The following is an 18,096-nucleotide window of genomic DNA, read 5'->3' as shown; positions in this document are numbered from 1 at the left end:
AAGCCAGTGTTCACATCGGAGCTGAATAATGGGTGCATATACGCGCAATGTCAACTGGGAGTCTTGCGGATTAACGGGGTGAGCAAAACGTACCGTAGGCCACTGCGAAGGGTTCCGCCGTGGCATCATGGGTTGCGTCGAGTAGGCGATGGCAGGGGCGCCTGCCTTGTCGCACAGGGGCGGCATGCCTTGCTTGCGGGGCGTAGTGAGCCAACGTGGAATCGCAGAGAATGGGATTCGACGATGAGATCGCAGGGAGAAAATTTTTGAGCAGGCTGGTGTCTGGCGCAATAGGCTTTCTGGTTTTCCGGCGTGTCGTCCAGTCGATACATGACCCGGGCGTACTGCACCGTCAACGACTTCGTCACCTTTCGCGGCTCGCGCTACGTCATCACCAGCTCAGGGCTCTCATTCGCGCGTAGCGGCCGGTGCGCATCCAGGTCGCTCTTCGGCGGCTTAGCGAAGCGTGCGTTACAGGGCCGCCATGAAAACACGTGCATAGGCGTTGGCTTCGCCGACTGTGCTGATACCACGTAGTCGCAGTTCCTTGACGAGCCGGTCAGGCGACGTCACATGCGCACGGTCCACGCGCCTCGTGGCCGGACTGCCATTTGCGCAGAATGTATCGACGTTCAATTCGTACGCATCGAGCGGCTAAAGTGAGTCAGGCTATTGCCGTCCTTGTTCGCGCCCGTCTCGCGAAACACGCTGTACTTGTTGCTGTACAGCGCCACCGTCTTGCCACGCTGTTTAAGGTACGCGCCATCGCCTCGAAATAGCTGAAGGTCAATTCGGTGGCGAAGTGCAGTGCCATCAGCCGGTTCGTGGCATCGTCCACATAGCCCAGCAGCGTGCACGCCGGCGCCCGTTCCTCGAACCAGCGATGATCGCTGCCGTCGATCTGGATCAGCTCGCCCAGACAGGCACGACGGCTTCTCGGCTGGTAGATCTTCGGCGGTCGCTGCCGGCGCGGAATCCACAAGCCAGCCTCCGTCATCAGGTGACGCACCGTTTCCTTTGACAGCGCCAGCCCATGACATTCACGCAGTTTCTCGCACGCCAGCGTCGGCCCAAATCCGTGTAGCAGTCCCGGATCAGGTTCAACGCCCGCTCAGCCACGCCATCGGCCAGCTGGTAGTTGCTCGGATGCCCACGATGCCGTGACAGGACGCCTGATGCGCCCTGGCTACGATACCGCACCGTCAGCCGCTCGACCTGACGCCGGCTCAGATGGAGCCGCTCCGCAGCCTGCCACGTCATCAGCATGCCATCGACTACCGACTGGATCGTCCTGAGCCGGTCAACCTCGCGCATCGTCATGGTGATCGTCCCGGATGTCGTCATGTGAGCCTCCCATCAAAGGTCAGCCAGCATGACATGCGACGCTTCAGCTTTGCCCAGGTACGACACTACAGCTTTGCCGTAACATTCGGCCGGCAAACCTGAGGCGTCGCAGCCGGAATTCCGACTGGACTGCAGCAAGCTCTGCGGCCGCTCCGCGACGGCCGGATCTTGGCGTAATAGGACTGGCTATCTGTCGAAATCGGGCACCTTGAATACCGACACCACGTCGCGCAAAGAACGCGACTGAGCCGCCATCGATTGAGCCGCCGCCGAAACCTGTTCCACCAACGCCGCATTGCGCTGCGTCACCTCGTCCATTTGCGAGATAGCAACGGTCGCCTGCGCAATTCCCGAATCCTGTTCCTCGGATGCAGCGCTAATTTTTTGCATCAATTCGGCAACCCGTTGCACGGATTCCAGAATCTCACGCATTGTGAGTCCAGCATCTTCGACCAAGGCGCTGCCATCGCTGACCGTTGCGACGGCCTGAGTTATCAGGTCCTTCACCTCCTTGGCAGCCGAAGCGCTTCGCTGTGCTAGCGTACGCACCTCGCTGGCCACTACAGCAAATCCCCTTCCCTGCTCGCCAGCGCGCGCGGCCTCGACTGCGGCATTGAGCGCCAGAATGTTTGTCTGGAAGGCGATGCCTTCGATCACCGAAATTATCTGCGTTACTTTCCCGGAACTGGTCGATATGTCGCTCATGGTCTGGACAACCCGGCCTACGATCGCCTCGCCGCGGCTAGCAGTCTGGCAAGCCTGCGAAGCGAGCGAATTACCTTTTCCTGCGTCGTCTGTATTTCGCCGTACGGTCGCCGCTAGCTGTTCCATGCTGGCAGCCGTTTCTTGCAAGGAGGCCGCCTGCTCTTCGGTACGCTGGCTCAGGTCCGCGTTTCCCGTCGCGATCTCCGCAGAGCTGATCGCAATGCTTCCGCTGCCAGAAAACACGCGTGCTACCGTCTCGCGAAGACCCTCGTTCATGCGCCCAAGCGACGCGAGCAGTAGGCTGATCTCATCTTCACCGTCCGCTTGTATCGTTGATGTTAGGTCGCCTTTTGCGACGCGCTCGGCTAATTGCACGGACTGTTGCAGTGGAACAGTAATAGACCGGGTGATGAGGAAGGCGATCGAAACACCCCCGATCAATGCAGCAATCATGAGGACAAATGTCCATACGCGCGCGCTAACGAACGCCGCATTTGCAGCCTCAACTTCCCGCACAGACCCATCATGATTAAGCTTGCTGTCCGCGTCTATGAACGACAGAGTAGTCGCAAAGCGCGTAACGCCTTCGCTGGCCGCAAGCTGACGGGCGCTGGACAAATTGGCGTCTGCTGACCCCATCAACCGTTCAATCTGGTCGCTCGTATCAAGATAACGCGCCCACGACGATTCGATACCTTCGTAAAGCCTTCTTTCATCGTCAGAGGAAAGATACCTTTTATATTCTTGCATCGCAGCCGCAAATCCGATCACCCCTGCCGCGCGACGTGCGTGCAATTCGCTGATCCCCTTTTCGTCTGCCGGAAGCAGTTCGCGCAGGGAAATGCGACGCACGTCGTCGGCCCTGCGCCGGATTTCGCTCAACGCCTCAACACTAGGCAATCAGTCTTCCGAGATGGCGCGGGTCCCGGCGTAGATCCTGGACGACTGCACCACGCCAATGCAACCGACAGCAGTCAATAGCAGCAGTACGAGTGCAAAGCCGACACCGAGGCGTCGCCCAACCTTCATGTTCTTGATAAACGCCATCTTGGCAAACCTCGAGTTGAACCCATCGGGACCTCGATCTAAGGATCGGTCTTCGATTACTGTTGAGCTAACGCGGCTTCGGCAACCGCTCGGCTAAAACCGAGCAGTTGTCGGAAACCGTCGCCGGCCCCGTTCCATGGACGGCGAGCGAGCTCAGATCTGTTGTTGGCAGCGCAGCTTTCCGGGCGTTCTGATCCAGGGATAGCGCCGCATCTGCTGCATGTAACGCTCACATCCTGCTTGCCCACTCGGGACCTATAGCTGCGGATGACATACGGATTGCGCAACGGACAATACGTGTATATACGCGCATTATATCCTTAATTCGCGCACACGGCGGCCAGTTTCCGGCGTGAGACATTCCATTGCCACGCGGGCAAACAATGGTTGGCGAACGGTGAAGAGTTCTGCGACGGCTGCTGCCGGTATGCGCTATAAGGGAACCGCGCTACGCTGGCCCACAGTCGTACGGGATGGCATCGCTATCTGTTCGCGCGAGCATTGCGGTCGGTCTTTGGACGTTGCAGCGCAAGCTCTACGGCATGGCCTAAGCAATCATGCCGCACAGTAATCCGCCGATTACGGAAGGCGCCGCTGCCTGGCCTCCAGGTAGCTAACGCCCTGAACTTTCGTGCTACTTCAGCGACCGCAGCGTAGCGACCTGGTGCCTTCGCGAAGGCGGCTCAAAGCACATGGATCTGTCAATAAGCCCACAAATCCGCCGGCACAATGTCTTTGATAAGAGGATAAAGCAGGTCACGGAATATCTCGACAGCGGGCAGCGGACGATACGCGATTGTCCGCTCAACTAGAAGGCCTGCGGCGTCATCAACTAATATCTCGATGCTTTCAAGTAAGTGACCCTGAACGGTGCCTTGCCATCTCAGAACCGTCGTGACTGCGTCAACGCGGTACTCCGATACATACTGTCCCCCGATACCCCGAGCGAGCGCCGACGCTGCGAGTACAGCAGAGACGATTTCTGCGCCAGCTAACGGCCGGGTCAGAACCGGGGAATTGAAGACTACATCTTCGGCAAGTATTGCCCTTATATCCTGTGGACTGTGTACCCCGGATTCTCTGAGCGCTCGCAGTGCATGCATTTTTGGTCTCTCCCACGGTTTAATCTCAAGGCGCGGCCACTTCGACGCGATCCTTAGATCACGCACGCCACGAAGATCACCGCAAGTGCGCTTGCCGTCAATACGTTCTGTTACCTATCTGTAAGATCCAAGTAACTATCAACGTGACACCCAAACGCAAGGGGCCGGCGCGTCGGGTTCGCCGGACATCGCAACGTAAGCGGCACTTCGATTTTTCAGTCGGTTGCGGTTGCGATAGAGGCGCCGGCCCGATTAGAAGTGCGCGTGGCGCGCCTGCAAAACCGGTGATGCAAGCGTCGCCACGCCCTCGTGGCCGCCCCAGTGACCACGGGCCGCCACCGTGCCGGCGCGCATCAGCAGCGCCAGGGATCGTGGCGGTGTTACAACGACGGCTTATGCGGGACCAAGCAGCCGCTGATCCGAAAGTACCTCAGGGAAGGGGCCTTTCGATTCTCAGTCACCCGGATAACCGCTTTCCGGGTCGGTAATAATCCTGATACGGCCCTCATTGTCACGGTTCGCGTGCCCTGCCCTTGGGTAGCTTTGGCAACCGCAATCGTGACGATGGGTGTCGATCTGACCAGCGGACAACGACATCCTTTTGATGCCTCAATCTATCACGGCATCGGCCAGCGTCGACAGCCGCAGAGCAACTGCGTACAGGTTGTCAGAACCATCCTGACGTTGTCCCCGTCGAGGCTCCGCACCCCGGCGGTCACACCGCACGCGAAACGCTTGGGATACCGAGCATCACGAGGATGGAGCGCACGGACTATGCCCTGCCAGCAGCGGACCGCGATGGCCACTGGCAACGCTCATTGAGGATGGCACGCGTTTTCCGCAGACAACTCTCGGCCCACGCTTACAAGCCGTTTCAGAGCAAATCGCAACTCTTTAGCTTCACGTTTACCCACCTTTCGCTCAAAACGTTGGTGCACTTGCTCCCACAACGGCAGGGCACTAGCCAGGACCTTCACGCCAGCGGGCGTCACGGTAACCAGCCTTTCACGCCTGTCTTCCCCGATGTCAACTTGCACGAGGCCCTCGCGCTCGAGGGGCCGCAAGTTTCTTCCGAGAGTAGTACGGTCCATCGCCATCAGGTCGGCCAGCTCGCTCAGTGAAATTTCGCCTACCGCTGACGCTCGCGCGAGCATGGAGAATTGCGTCATACGCAAGCCGCTTGGCCTGAGCACCTCGTCATATGCCTGCGTCAACGCACGCGTTGCACTGCGTAGAAACGAACAGTTACATTGAAGCAATTCCATCGAACGTCTCCGGGTGGTTGTGGCAACTTGGAACAGTATACGCGCATATGCATCCAGTTCGCACGCGTCCGAAAGGGACCGGCGCCTGGGCAATCTCGCCACACTAAGCAGCGCTCCGTATCTCCACAACAAAGGCAACCAGCGACTCAATCAGATGACATAACCTTCCTGACAACGACATCGTCAAATACGTCTGCGCTGTACCCAAGTTCGGACAGTGCTTCTCGGATATGCTCGTCGTGGAAAGCCGGGATTCCGAGGTGTTCGGGTGCATCTCAGGAAGATTTCCACGGCTTGCCCCGGTACGCGGGCTGTACCTCTCGAGCGGTTGTCACCCTCCTCGGTGGTGCCCCACTATCTCGTCCATTCCGGCGAACCGAAGTCCTTGCTATGGCGCAACATCCCCAAGACGCAAGCTTGGCCTAGTCGAGCGGAGCATCCAGCGCCTCGACGCTAAAGCTCGGGAGTAAGGAACCGCGTATCGCGAACAAGGTCGGCACGCCGCATCGCGCCAATTTAGAGGCGGAATGCGAGGCTACCGATTACACCTGCTGCGACTGTGATTTTCCTTTTCGTACTCGTCCTGAAGGATGGCGAAATCGGTGCCCGCAAACGGGGGCGGCTCACGCGAGAAAGTTTCCGATAAATTAACATGCACGCGCTCATTCACGGCCTGGTTGCGGCCGTGGCAACATCGATGTGCCAGACCCCATTGCAAGTCCGCTGACTTGTAGCACGGTGAAAAAATGTCACGGATTCCTTCGCCGCGGCGTGCGCGCCCTAATTGTTTAAAGCAGGGCATGCTCTATGGTTGAGCCGGCCGCGATCTCGTAAGCAAGCCACATAGTTGGAATTTGGAGCTCGGCGCCGCACGCCTCCCGTAAGCAGATGAACGCCGGGCATCGTCGCTCCGATAAAACTGTTGAAGAAACAGCCGCAACGATGAGATCGGAAGTGAGCGCAATCTCCAATTACCCACCACCAACCGCAATGCCGTGAACCGACGGGATATCCGAGATCGGCAATTGGTCGACAGTACGAGAACACCGGCGAAATCTACTTCGGGCTGGTGAGGCCTCCCTCGTCGACGCGGGACACCTCCGTCTCAGCCGAAAATCGCCTTGAGCCGCTTCTGATTACCGTTGCCGTGCGCTTTCGGTCCCGGCACGCAGCACGCACTCATCAGCAGCTTCCACAGCACGCTGTGCACCAGATTATGGGGAGCGAGTTGCATGGCAATGACGGCGACGTTACCTCTTTCTGAACAGCATCAGTTCTTCGGAAAGGCAGTTATCCCATATCCTCGGTAGCTAGCGTGCAGCCTCGGGGCAAGGCACAGACATGGATCTTTACTTCACCGCCCTCTCGGCACCAAACCGCTGAGCGCGCAGGGTTGCTGGTTTTCTGATGTTGTCGCAAATCCTTTCCAGCGGAAACGGTTAAGCACTTTGGCGCGAGCCCATGTTCGGGCTCAATTTCTTCAAACTCATTCTTCAGTTCAGCAGCCTACCAGCGGTCAAGCTCTCAATTTCCAGCCTACATCGGATGCGTTCTACCTCGTTGCGTCTGAACATTTCGTGTCGCGTCGGTCCGTCATCGCCTTCGCTCAATGACGTCAACGTTAGCCCGTAGTTAACACCGTTGACAATGCGCGTATATACACCCAATATCATCATCAAAGCAATTCGCGTCACGTAGCATACATCTCAGCGCGCTTGCGCCAGCAGCAGCGCGTAGCTTGCGGTTATACAAGGAGTAGACATGAAGAAGCAACGCAAAGTCATTGTTACCTGCGCCGTCACAGGTGCAATCCACACTCCCACACTCTCCGATTATCTGCCCTATAAACCAGCGGACATCGCAGCGCAGGCGGTCGCGGCAGCGGACGCAGGCGCGTCAATTCTCCACCTCCACGCGCGCGACCCCGAAACCGGAGCACCCACAGGCAACCCGGAGACTTTCAACAAGTTCCTACCTGTTATTAAGGAACGTACGAACGCTGTCATCAATCTCACGACGGGAGGCAGTCCAGAGATGACGGTGGAGGACCGGCTTGCGGCCGCGCTCAGGTTTCGCCCCGAAATGTGTTCGTTGAATATGGGTTCAATCAACTTTTCCATGCATCCGCTCGAAGAGAAGATTTCTGAATGGAAGTTTTCGTGGGAACGGGAGTATCTTGCCGCCAGCGAAGCGTTCATCTTCCGCAATACCTTCCGTGACATAGCCCGCATCTATGAGCTAATGGCGGATCATGGTACCCGCTTCGAGCACGAGTGCTACGACATTGGTCATCTCTATAATCTTGCATACTTTCTTGATAAGGGCGTTGTCAAACCGCCGCTTTTCATTCAAAGCGTCTTCGGCATTCTTGGGGGTATCGGTCCCGATGGGGATAATGTAGTCTTCATGCGCCAAACGGCCGATCGCCTATTTGGCGACGACTACATCTGGTCAGTACTCGCCGCAGGGCGGCACCAAATGCCTGTCGCGACACAAGCGGCCATTATGGGCGGAAACGTCCGTGTCGGGCTTGAGGACAGCCTGTATATAAAGAAAGGACGCTTGGCAAAAGACAATGCAGACCAAGTCCGAAAGGTCCGGCGACTGCTCAGCGAATTTTCGCTCGAAGTGGCGACGCCGGAGGAAGCCAGAACGATCCTTTCGCTAAAAGGCGCAGACAACGTTAACTTCTAAGTCGAAGTAGTTCCACAACCAATGCTCCGTGGCGAGCACCGAGGCGGATGCTTCTTTGGCCATATCGAAAAGATCCCCTTCCGATGGCGTAGCGAACGCACACTGCATGTTGTGGCCGTCATGACGTTCTCGGCTGCCATGTCGGAACAGGTGTGTGCGCGATTCACGGGAACATATCGGTGACTCCTAGAGACGGCATCAAATTTATTGGATCGTGAATATGTCGACGACAATCAGGAGGTGTGCGTCTATAGGGCGGTGGACCCTTAGGAGCCGCGCCAGAAATTTCGCCAATCCTCCTCCAAATCCGACCTCCGGTCCGGCGAGTTCGAAAATCCAAAATTGGCATTTCGACGATGCCTGTACTCGCCTGTTTGATGTCTTCTGCGAACGCCGAAGGATTGTCCAGCTTGCTTACCTGTTGCGCGCCTGGCCGGTGACGTCGGAGAGCGGCTCGTCGATCAGTGAACTACTGTCGGCGTTGCACGAGTTACTTCGAGGACACGGGGAGAGCATGGAGACGGATGAGACGGCCCTGCTGGTCCTCGCTATTACGCTGGCCGAGCACAGCGGATTGCCATCGGATGCCTTATCAACAGGAGGCATCCGCTAGGCGTCGGCGCAGTCGTGTTCCCGGGCTGGGAACGTTCAGAACTGCCCTATATAAGAACGATCACGCCCCTGACCTCTCGTCTTCAGACCACTCCGGGCTGTACCCACCTAGTGTCGGGTGGTACATTTCATCGCCGGCATGCTGAGTGAACTCAACATTTAGGCGGTCCTCGTGAAGCCCGAGGATTTCGATACAGTGCCGGCAGAGCGATTTAGCGACTTCGAGCCGCAACTCAGCGGAGCGTCCCCTTCGGATGTCGCACATTAGAACTGCGACAGGTTGCGGGCGGCCATCAATCATTCGCCAAACACCACCGTCTCCGCACTCCCTCACCGCGACACTAATGCGGCGGATGTCGACGCTCATCATGCTTGCATACGTTTCGCAAAGAAGCTGCGCAAGCCGCGCCTTTGCCTCTGGCGGGTACTGACCGTTTACATCGAGCTGCAAATATGGCATCTGCCTACTTCCTATATGTTAGGTTGGATAAAAAAGGAAAACGGACGGTGCAGTCGCGGGCATCCCGATCGTCCCCAAAGTGTTCGCTGATCTAAAAATAGCTTCAGCGTCCAGTGCCCGCAATGATTGATTCGATCGCGTTGGCTACTTTCAGCAGTTGCCAGTCGCCGTTCCTGTGTCCAGCAACCATCAGGCCGACCGGAGCTTCGCCTGGGCGGTGTACAGGCAGCGAAATCGAACAGCAGTCGAGAAAATTGAACGGGGCGGTATTTCGTAGTAGTTTCGTCCGGACAGCATCTTCCGCAGCCATACATTCGTCGAACGTCGGAGCGATAATTGAGGTCGTCGGGAGTAACAACGCGTCGAACCCTGACGTAGCGCCGTCGAACTCTCGCATGAGGCGACGACGATGTGAAAGCATCGACAGGTACTCGGCAGCCAGTATCTGTGCTCCACTTCTCACCCGGGCGCTAATGCGGGGATCGTAGTCGGTGCCACGCCGCTCGAGCAGTTCCCGATGCCATGCATATGCTTCTGCTAATTGAATTACGCGATTGCCATTGAGCGCATCCACTTCGCGAAGTGCTGTGAAAGAGACTAGTTGTATCCGCGCCCCAGCTTCCGAAATTAGCGCACAGGCGCGCTCGAACGCGCGCCCAACTTCGATGTCCAAGTCGTCAAGCACTATTTCGCGAGGCACGCCGAAGGTCAACCCACGGACACCAACCATATCCAGAGGTACTGCGGCTTCGCCTGAAATGACTGCATGAATCGCGGCGCAATCAGCCACCGATCGGGCAAGCGGTCCAATCGAATCAAGTGTCGCCGACAGCGGAACCGCTCCTGACAATGGCACCGCGCGCTGAGTAGGTTTGAAGCCGACAACGCCGCAAAGGGCTGCCGGGACGCGAATAGAGCCAACGGTATCAGAGCCGATCGCGGCGGCAACCATGCCGTCAGCCACCGAGACCGCCGCACCAGACGACGATCCTCCGGGAATGCGATCGCGGTCCCACGGGTTCCCTGGGGTGCCAAAATGAGAGTTGAGCCCGACCACCGAGAATGCAAAAGGCGTCATGTTGGTACGGCCAATGAGCACCGCCCCCGACGACCGTAGCCGAGATACCACAGGCGCATCGCACGCAGCTACCGGCATATCGTCGAGCGCGAGTGCACCAGCTCGCGTTACTTCCCCTTTAACGTCTAGTAGATCTTTTATAGACACCGGTATGCCGGCGATTGGGGAGGCCCGGTAGCCCGACCGAAGTAGCGTGTCCTGGGCGACGGCAACGTCTCGTGCTTGCTCGCGCCACACCTTTGTAAAAGTGCGAATTCCCTCGCCCATTGGATCGTCGATCCGGGCAATGCACAGTTCCACTTGTTCCGAGCTGCTTGCCTGCCCGGCTTCCATCGCAGCGGACTGCGCAAGTATCGTTGCACAATTACCGTCGTCGTCCGCCCCCTTGGACGCGCTGATTTTGGATTGATGTTTCGTCATGATGTTCTGTTGCCGTTGTCCGGAATTTCTGCCCGGCGTGCGTCAGGCTGCACAAGAGCGAGCTTACGTTTGACGAATACACCTGGCACTACGGATAACATCGCAATCATTCCGACAAGCGAGACTAGTCCGGCGGCAAAGAACATGGCGTTGTAGCCATTAACCTTGACCAGGTATCCGGTGAGCGTAGGTGCCGCGACAGACGAGATGTTCGCAATAAAGTGCGTCATACCACTAAATGTACCGATGCGGGCGCGCGGGGCGGTATCCAACACGACAACCCAATACACTGCATTTGGCAAGGTGTTCAGTGCGTTCGCGATCGTCATCAGCGCTAGAACACCTGCTGCAGATCCCGCCTTCGGGACCAGCAAAAAGCACACGCCCGCAAGCAGCAGACAGGCGGCCGCGAACTGGCCGCGTGCGATCCGCAAGTCACCCGTCTTTGTCAATATCAAATCCGAGAGTCGGCCGCCGATCAAGACCGCAAGACACGATCCGAGCCATGGGATGGCGCCGACGTACGAAAGAGATGAAAGACTATAGTGGAATTGGTTCTGAAGGTACTTTGGCGTCCATGTGAGCAGCAGAAACGTCACGTAAAGAAACGCAAAGTAGCCAATAGCGTTACATACCAATGTGCGACTTGAGAAAAACGAAAGCCAGCCCGGGATTTCTTCGTTCGAGTCCGGAGGGGGCGCTGTCGGTGAGACTGTTGGTGCGTGATGCCGAATCTTTCGGAGTTCGGCGGCATTGACCCGGCGACTCTCTTCTGGACTATCAGTGAACACCCACGCAAATATAGCGATCAGGAGAAGACTGCCAGCGCCAAGTATCGCGAATGTCATACGCCAGTTGCCAGTAGCGGTAAGCAGTCCGACAGTGATCGGCGCCGCAAGCATTGCACCAAACGGAGTACTCGCGAGCGCGAAAGATGAAAGCATCGCACGTTCACTCGGCGCCGCCCATCTCACAATTGTTTTGTTAATGCTTGAGAAGGCGGGGCCCTCACTAAAACCGAAAATGCTCCGCATGACTGCAAAGCCGGCAAGAGCGCTGCCTCCGAAGACGGTCAACCCGAGCTCTCCTGCAATGGCAGTGCCGCCCTCAAATATCGACCAGGCGACCCCTGCAACCATCCAGACCTTGCGGGCGCCCCAGCGGTCCAGCAACACACCACCGATTAGAGCTCCGAACATGTAACCGTAGCCGAAAAATCCCAGTATTTCACCCCACTGTGCGCTGTCGAATCCGAAAGCTCCGATAATGTGTTCTGACGCGAACGATAGCGCACCGCGGTCAACATAGTTCACAGTGGCGATCATGAACAGCAGTCCTACGACCACGAAACGAAAGCGCGTCGGTGCCATGGTGCCTCTGCCTCCGGCGTAATCTCTTCCATCGCTTGTTTTTCGCACGAGTTATCCCTTCAGTGTATTTGCGTTTCGGGCCCATGATATGGGGGCTGCGACCACACATCCAACGATAAATACTCGTGCTAAACGTTACTTCAATTCACATATGCCTCGTCCTCATTTACCCTTGTCAGCACTTCGTGCATTTGAAGCGGCGTTTCGCCAACGTGGGTACAGTCGCGCCGCTGACGAACTAGGCTTGAGCCATGGAGCCGTGAGCCATCACATCAAGAGTCTCGAACAATTGTTAGGTGTGAAGTTGTTCCGCCGCGATGGCCATGTCATGGTGCCTACCGAGGCGGGCCAACGGCTGGCGCTGCACGTTTCGGAAGGCATGTCGCGTCTTGCGCAAGGCATTGAAGAAGTCAGAGCGCGAAAACTACGCTCAAGGATTGTCACGGTCAGTGTTCTACCAGCCTTTGCTGCCAGATGGCTCATTCCCCGGCTCGCGAGTTTGCATCAAAGCAATCCGGATATCGAAGTCAACATACGGGCTTCCGCTCTGCTTGCAGACTTGTCGCACGAAGGGGTGGACGTTGGCTTGCGATATGGACCTGGAAAATGGGCCTATTTCAAATTCCGAGTGGCTGGTTTGGCGGGTCAAGTACGGGCGTCAGCCCGGCGAAGCGAATACTTGACGCGCGTTGAAGAAGTAAGCTGGGACAGGGCTGGTTGCGGCAGAATGCGGCAACCAGCCCTGCAAGACAACGTGAACCGATGAACCAGACCCAACTGTTTGAAGCCGCCTTGGGAATCAAGGCCCCGTGGTACGTGCAAGGCGTCGATTTCGATGCCGCGCGGCGTGAACTGACCATTGCCGTGGACTTTGTCGCGGGTACGCGCTTTCCCTATCCCGGCGTCGCGGGCGAGCATCCGGCTCACGACACCCAGATCAAGCGGCTGCGCCACCTCAACTTCTTTCAGCACGAGTGCTATCTGGAGGTTCGGGTGCCGCGGGTGCGTCTGCCGGACGGCTCGGTGCGCCTGGTCGAACCCGACTGGATAGGCAAGCTGGACGGCTTCACGCTGCTGTTTGAAGCGCTCGTGCTGACGCTGTGCCGGGAGATGACATTTGCCGCGGTGGCCCGCGTGGTGAACCTGTCGTGGCATCGGGTGAAGGCCATCTGTGACCGTTACGTGGACCTGGCCGTGGCCGCGACCGACCTGTCCGAAGTTACCGCGGTGGCCATTGACGAAACGTCGGCCCGACGTGGGCAGGACTATATCTCGCTGGTCGCCGACATGGACGCAAGGCGCGTGGTCTTCGTCACGCCAGGCAAGGATGCCGGCGTTGTCGAACGCTTTGCCCGGCACCTGGAGGAACATAATGCCACGCCTGCACAGATCGAATCGGTCAGCATCGACATGTCGGCTGCCTTCATCAAGGGCGTGGACGAACACCTGCCCGACGCGCGTGTGACCTTCGACAAGTTTCATGTCGTGGCGCATGCGTCCAAAGCGCTTGATGGTGTGCGCCGCGCGCAGCAGAAAACCGATCCCTCGCTGAAGGGCATGCGCTGGTCGCTGCTCAAGGATGCCGAGAAACTCGATCTCGCGCAACTGACCGATCTCGAGGCGCTGATCAGCCAGTACGCCACCAACCGCACGGCCCGAGCGTGGATGTACCGCGAGCAACTGCGCGAGATTCTCGATCGCAAACAGATCCACGTCGTCTCCAAAATGCTGCGCCGGTGGTGCGGCAACGTCATGCGTTCCAAGGTCGAGCCCATGAAGGACGTCGCGCGCATGATCCGTCGTCATTTCGACGGCATCATCGCGTGGGCGCAGACACGCCAGACCAATGGATTCATTGAGGCGATCAACGGCCTGTTTCAGGCCGCCAAGCGCAAGGCACGGGGATACGCCAGCTTCAAGACCATGCGCACCGTGCTGTTTCTCATCGCGGGCAAACTCGACTTCTCAGCACTCAATCCGCATGCCTCGTGAGCCGCATTACCCACTGCGCTTTTAAAAGAGCCGAAAATGGGACGGCCTTACGGCGGAGCTTTTATACACCGAGGACATCTTTCCAGTGTGCAGCCCTCAGTTTTTGGAGGAGAACAATCTTAAGGAACCGCGCGACCTGCTGAAAGTGGCACTATTGCGCGACCAACGCATACCTTGGTCGGTCTGGTTCCGCCATGTCGGCATGAACGACGATGTGCCGATCGCGGCTGGCTCGACTTATGGCGATGCAGGTTTGTTACTGCATGCCGCGGCTGCGGGACACGGCGTGGCGCTCGCTCGCAGTGCCTTGGCAGACAACGACCTGAGCGCAGGGCTGCTCGTACGGCCATTTCCCGAGAAGCTCGCCGCCGACTTTGCATACTATCTGGTTTATCCGAGTGACCGTCCTCTAAGAGAGCCTGCGGCAGGGTTTCGTCAATGGTTGTTCATGCAACTGGGCCGAGGCCATCTCCTCTAGGGTTATTGCGTCGAGCTTCGAAGGCAGACCGTGGTTTCTAAACACTTCTCGGGGACGCAAACTTTCCTTACGAACAAGACGGTGGCCGCAGCCATCTGCATCGGCGCCGTCCCATCGTTCTTGAGCTTATCGTTGAATCAGCAGACGGCCTGGTCGCTTATAGAACAGATTTTTGCTGTGCCTTCTCCGAGTGATACCGGATGCTATTTTTTTCAGCCGTAGCGAGGCCGGCCGCCCCAGCGATGTGCGTTTCGCCGCCAAAAAACAGCTTTTCAGCGCCCTATCGCCGTGCTTTCTTAATCACTATCGGAAGCTTGGCCGACGCTTTAACTGCTCACGCTTTCTCCGACAGGCTTATGTGATGGTCTAATTTCCTCGGACAGGTCGATAGGAGGACAATCCTGAATCGACGAGGAAAAACAATAGATGACAAGAAGGCGCCGACAATTTGACGCCAGCTTCAAGCTGGAAGTGGTACGGATGATACGAGACCAGGGTTTATCGGTCGGTGAAGTCAGCCGGTCGATGGACCTTGTTGAGACAGCCGTACGGCGGTGGGTGGCGCAGTACGATGCGGAACGTGCCGGCGGCCCCGGTGAGGGCAAACCGCTGACGGCGGAACAGCAGCGCATCCGGCAACTTGAAGCTGAGAACCGGCAATTGCGAGAGGACAACGCGCTGCTAAAAAAAGCGTCGGCCTTCTTTGCCCGGGAACTGAAGTGACTTACCGCGTGGTAAGTCACTTGCAACAGGAGGCCGTATCGGTCAGTCACGCCTGCCGGGTTTTGCAGGTGAGCCGCTCTGGCTACTATGCACACCGGCGCGCAAAGCCGAGTGCAAAGAGTCAGCAGGAGCGGACCCACGTCAAGGCAGCATTCGCCGCCAGCGGCGCGAGCTATGGCAGCCGGCGTGTGATGCATGCGCTGCGGCAGCAAGGGCTGCATATTGGTCGCTATCGGGTGCGTGCATTGATGCGCGAAGCGGGCCTGCGCACGAGCTGGAAGCGCAAGTTCGTCTCGACGACCGACAGCAGGCATACGCTACCTGTTGCGGAGAACGTGCTTGACCGGCAGTTTGACGTGGCCGAGCCGAATCGAGCGTGGGTTTCAGACATCACGTATATCCGCACGGCGCAGGGCTGGCTCTATCTGGCGGTCGTGCTCGACCTGTACTCACGCAAGGTCGACGGCTGGGCCATGTCGCCCACCATGCCGGCCGGACTGGTCATGTCGGCACTGACAATGGCGTTGCAGCAACGCCGGCCAGCGCCGGGCCTGGTCCTGCATTCGGACAGGGGCAGTCAATATGCGAGTGACCAGTACCAAGCCTTGCTGAAGCAGCATCACGTCGTTTGTAGCATGAGCCGAAAGGGAAATTGTTGGGACAACTCGGTGATGGAACGGTTCTTCCTGAACCTGAAGATGGAGCGCGTGTGGCAGCGTCTTTACGCCAACCACGACGAGGCACGGCGAGACATCAGTCAGTACATCGTCGGTTTCTACAATACCGTACGCCTGCATTCGACTTTGGGCTATCTGTCGCCCGCTGCCTACGAGGCGAAACCGACAGTGAAAGAACCTATCGGCCTGTCCGAAATAACTTGACCACTACAGACAGGCTTACAGCAACAATAGGTGTGACACTTCGTTCCGCAAACCCGAGTCGGCTATAGAGTGAGACAGCTCGGCGATTGTCCTGGCGGACGTGCAGGAAAGCTGTGTCTCCGCGCTCCACTATTCCCGCGGTGATTGCAGTTGTTACCATTTCCGCGAAACCTTTCCCCGAGTGCGCCGGATCCGTACACACGCTCGCTACCTCAACGTATCCCGGAAATGCGAGCCTCTCACCGGCCATAGACACCAGTTTCCCACCCGATTTGATCCCGACATAGCGTCCCATGTCTACTGTGCGGCGCTCCATCGGCCCCGGCTTTGCGGCGCTGACCAACTGCAGCATCGCGCGCGTATCCATCTTTGTGAGTGCCAGGACGTCGGCCGCGTTGCAACTGCCCCGAAAGGTGTCCACCGTGCATGTCATTTGCACAAACGGGAAATGCCAATGAATCGTCCATCCATCAGGGAGCAGTTCCGGCGCAACCCCAACCAGACCGACGACTTCGTTAGCGGCAAGCCTGCCAAGCGCAAGCCATCCCCTCTCATTGGCAAAATCAGCAAGTGCCGCGATCGGCGATACGTCAGCCAGGTAGCGCCGCGCGCACTCATCGCCCACCGAAATCGACCGGTGGTTGGTGGTCATAGCATGCCAGGCCGGATTATCCAGCACATGAGTCAAGATTAAGCCTCCCTTCAAACGGTGATACTGCGCCGCGCTTCATCCCTTCCAAAAAGGCGCTGCTGTCGGCCAGTTGCCCGTTTCCGTAGTTCCGAGCTTGCATGGACACGGGCCGCGAAGACGCCTTAGTGATAACGAACGCGACTCGTAACCGGTGGCGGCGATGGAGGCTAGCGGCTAGCTCCGACGACTGCGGTGACCTTTGGCACTAACCCACTGCTCGTTCAAGTAAGGCACTAGCCGCGTTTGCCGCCGATGAGTTGGACGTTTGCATAAACTTTTCAACATCGCTTCAACTTCGTCAGCCTCTCTATGCAGCTGCGGGGCGTCGCTGATACGCATCCAGCGTTCGTCTGACCATGCGGATAACATGCTCGGAGTCCCGCGCGATTGCAGCACGGCTGCGACCACACGACACCAATGCTTGCCACATCATATACAGTTCTATGCCAAGATTGACCCCCTCATCGGGAGCGATCGATCCTCCGATCTGCACAAAACGTGCGAGATCTGCGTCACGCTGTCGACATAGTGCCTGATGCAATTCTCCGAATCGCCCCGCCGCTTCCGTCGACAGCTTCAATAATGGGTCGCCAAGAATCGCATCATTAAGCACGAGCTCCCGTTGTTGCAGGAAGTAATTCATCACTAAGCGTTCGGGTCGTTGATCAGAGCGCAGAAGCAGGCCGGTCATCTCCCTATTGCGTTGCTCGCACAGCTTCCGTGCATAGGTCATCCAGACATCGTTCTTCGACCCAATTGCTCGATAGATTGACATCTTGTAGGTGCCAGCTTCTCTTGCAATTTCATCCATCGTGGCGCCGTGCAGGCCGGCCCGATAAAGGAAGGGGCCGATCCTTTCAATCATTGATTTCCGCTCTTCGGCTGCGTCACGACTCTGCATACTGGCGTTTCCTCGGCTACATCTCTGCTTTTCGACTGACGTCGCATGGTGCGCATGGATCCGCGAACGGGCCGTGGCCACCGTCGGCACCGTCGGCATCTGGTACGGGTTCCCTCGGTTCGATTCGCCGCATCAACGGTGGCCTAGTCGGCGCCTGCCTTCGTGGGATGCACCCTGTGCAGGAAGGCGCGGTGCAGCCGAGGCGCTATCGCAGATCCGCATCGGCTCGACAATGCTGGTATAATACGTGTATATGCACCTTCATGTAAACCGTATAGGGGCGGCAATGCCGGCCCGCGCCGGCGAGTTCGAAATACGCCGGTAGATCCTCT

General features: G+C 57.7%; 14 protein-coding genes and 2 pseudogenes. 5 read left to right on the top strand and 11 right to left on the bottom strand.

Annotation, left to right across the window (positions count from 1 at the left end; all coding sequences use genetic code 11):
* Positions 1-296 precede the first annotated feature (296 nt).
* The 6 genes and pseudogenes from B0G77_RS37305 to B0G77_RS45370 all read right to left on the bottom strand — a co-directional run.
* Positions 297-1,344 (bottom strand): annotated as a pseudogene (locus B0G77_RS37305) (ISNCY family transposase); the annotation flags it as partial.
* A 186-nt stretch (positions 1,345-1,530) separates the two neighbouring features.
* Positions 1,531-2,949, bottom strand: a complete 1,419-nt coding sequence (locus B0G77_RS37300) for a methyl-accepting chemotaxis protein (RefSeq protein ID WP_347814202.1) — start codon at positions 2,947-2,949, stop codon at positions 1,531-1,533.
* Positions 2,950-3,096, bottom strand: a complete 147-nt coding sequence (locus tag B0G77_RS44930; RefSeq protein ID WP_243751364.1) for an MCP four helix bundle domain-containing protein — start codon at positions 3,094-3,096, stop codon at positions 2,950-2,952.
* A gap of 701 nt (positions 3,097-3,797) precedes the next feature.
* The gene (locus tag B0G77_RS37295) at positions 3,798-4,199 is read right to left on the bottom strand and encodes a hypothetical protein (RefSeq protein WP_133666734.1); all 402 of its coding nucleotides are present in this window, start codon (positions 4,197-4,199) and stop codon (positions 3,798-3,800) included.
* 815 nt (positions 4,200-5,014) lie between these two features.
* Complete coding sequence (locus B0G77_RS37290) at positions 5,015-5,464, bottom strand: MarR family transcriptional regulator (protein ID WP_133666733.1); 450 nt, start codon at positions 5,462-5,464, stop codon at positions 5,015-5,017.
* A gap of 1,105 nt (positions 5,465-6,569) precedes the next feature.
* Positions 6,570-6,698, bottom strand: a complete 129-nt coding sequence (locus B0G77_RS45370; RefSeq protein ID WP_279571362.1) for a hypothetical protein — start codon at positions 6,696-6,698, stop codon at positions 6,570-6,572.
* Positions 6,699-7,225: 527 nt separating this feature from the next.
* Here B0G77_RS45370 and B0G77_RS37285 point away from each other — a divergent pair.
* Positions 7,226-8,158 (top strand): 3-keto-5-aminohexanoate cleavage protein, encoded by a 933-nt coding sequence (locus B0G77_RS37285; RefSeq protein WP_133666732.1) that lies wholly within the window; start codon positions 7,226-7,228, stop codon positions 8,156-8,158.
* Positions 8,159-8,831: 673 nt separating this feature from the next.
* On the opposite strand, the gene B0G77_RS44925 is transcribed toward B0G77_RS37285, so the two are convergent.
* The 3 genes from B0G77_RS44925 to B0G77_RS37270 form a co-directional block, all read right to left on the bottom strand.
* Positions 8,832-9,230, bottom strand: a complete 399-nt coding sequence (locus B0G77_RS44925; protein ID WP_133666731.1) for a tautomerase — start codon at positions 9,228-9,230, stop codon at positions 8,832-8,834.
* A gap of 103 nt (positions 9,231-9,333) precedes the next feature.
* Positions 9,334-10,728 (bottom strand): amidase, encoded by a 1,395-nt coding sequence (locus tag B0G77_RS37275; RefSeq protein WP_133666730.1) that lies wholly within the window; start codon positions 10,726-10,728, stop codon positions 9,334-9,336.
* Positions 10,725-12,098, bottom strand: a complete 1,374-nt coding sequence (locus tag B0G77_RS37270) for an MFS transporter (RefSeq protein WP_133666729.1) — start codon at positions 12,096-12,098, stop codon at positions 10,725-10,727. Before B0G77_RS37270 ends, B0G77_RS37275 begins: the two co-directional genes overlap by 4 nt.
* A gap of 88 nt (positions 12,099-12,186) precedes the next feature.
* Here B0G77_RS37270 and B0G77_RS37265 point away from each other — a divergent pair, with 88 nt between their 5' ends.
* The 4 genes and pseudogenes from B0G77_RS37265 to B0G77_RS37250 all read left to right on the top strand — a co-directional run bounded on the left by B0G77_RS37265 (position 12,187) and on the right by B0G77_RS37250 (position 16,172).
* Positions 12,187-12,864 carry a LysR family transcriptional regulator gene (locus B0G77_RS37265; protein ID WP_133666728.1) on the top strand — a complete coding sequence of 226 codons (678 nt, stop codon included), beginning with the start codon at positions 12,187-12,189 and terminating at the stop codon, positions 12,862-12,864.
* Positions 12,861-14,090, top strand: a complete 1,230-nt coding sequence (locus B0G77_RS37260) for an ISL3 family transposase (RefSeq protein ID WP_133662124.1) — start codon at positions 12,861-12,863, stop codon at positions 14,088-14,090. Before B0G77_RS37265 ends, B0G77_RS37260 begins: the two co-directional genes overlap by 4 nt.
* A 46-nt stretch (positions 14,091-14,136) precedes the next feature.
* Positions 14,137-14,568: pseudogene (locus B0G77_RS37255) on the top strand (LysR substrate-binding domain-containing protein); the annotation flags it as partial.
* Positions 14,569-14,994: 426 nt separating this feature from the next.
* A protein-coding gene (locus B0G77_RS37250) for an IS3 family transposase (protein WP_208116547.1) occupies positions 14,995-16,172 on the top strand; the annotation gives its coding sequence in 2 pieces (ribosomal slippage) (positions 14,995-15,262 and positions 15,262-16,172; 1,179 coding nt in all).
* On the opposite strand, the gene B0G77_RS37245 is transcribed toward B0G77_RS37250, so the two are convergent.
* Both B0G77_RS37245 and B0G77_RS37240 read right to left on the bottom strand, forming a co-directional pair.
* Positions 16,147-16,851 carry a GNAT family N-acetyltransferase gene (locus tag B0G77_RS37245; RefSeq protein WP_243751435.1) on the bottom strand — a complete coding sequence of 235 codons (705 nt, stop codon included), beginning with the start codon at positions 16,849-16,851 and terminating at the stop codon, positions 16,147-16,149. The genes B0G77_RS37250 and B0G77_RS37245 overlap by 26 nt on opposite strands.
* A gap of 319 nt (positions 16,852-17,170) precedes the next feature.
* On the bottom strand, positions 17,171-17,764 hold the full coding sequence (locus tag B0G77_RS37240; RefSeq protein WP_166656339.1) for a TetR/AcrR family transcriptional regulator: 594 nt from the start codon (positions 17,762-17,764) through the stop codon (positions 17,171-17,173).
* Positions 17,765-18,096: the final 332 nt, after the last annotated feature.

Source organism: Paraburkholderia sp. BL10I2N1, assembly GCF_004361815.1.
GTDB lineage: Bacteria > Pseudomonadota > Gammaproteobacteria > Burkholderiales > Burkholderiaceae > Paraburkholderia.
Note: the sequence above shows the minus strand (reverse complement) of the source record. Positions and strands in the feature narration are given on the sequence as shown.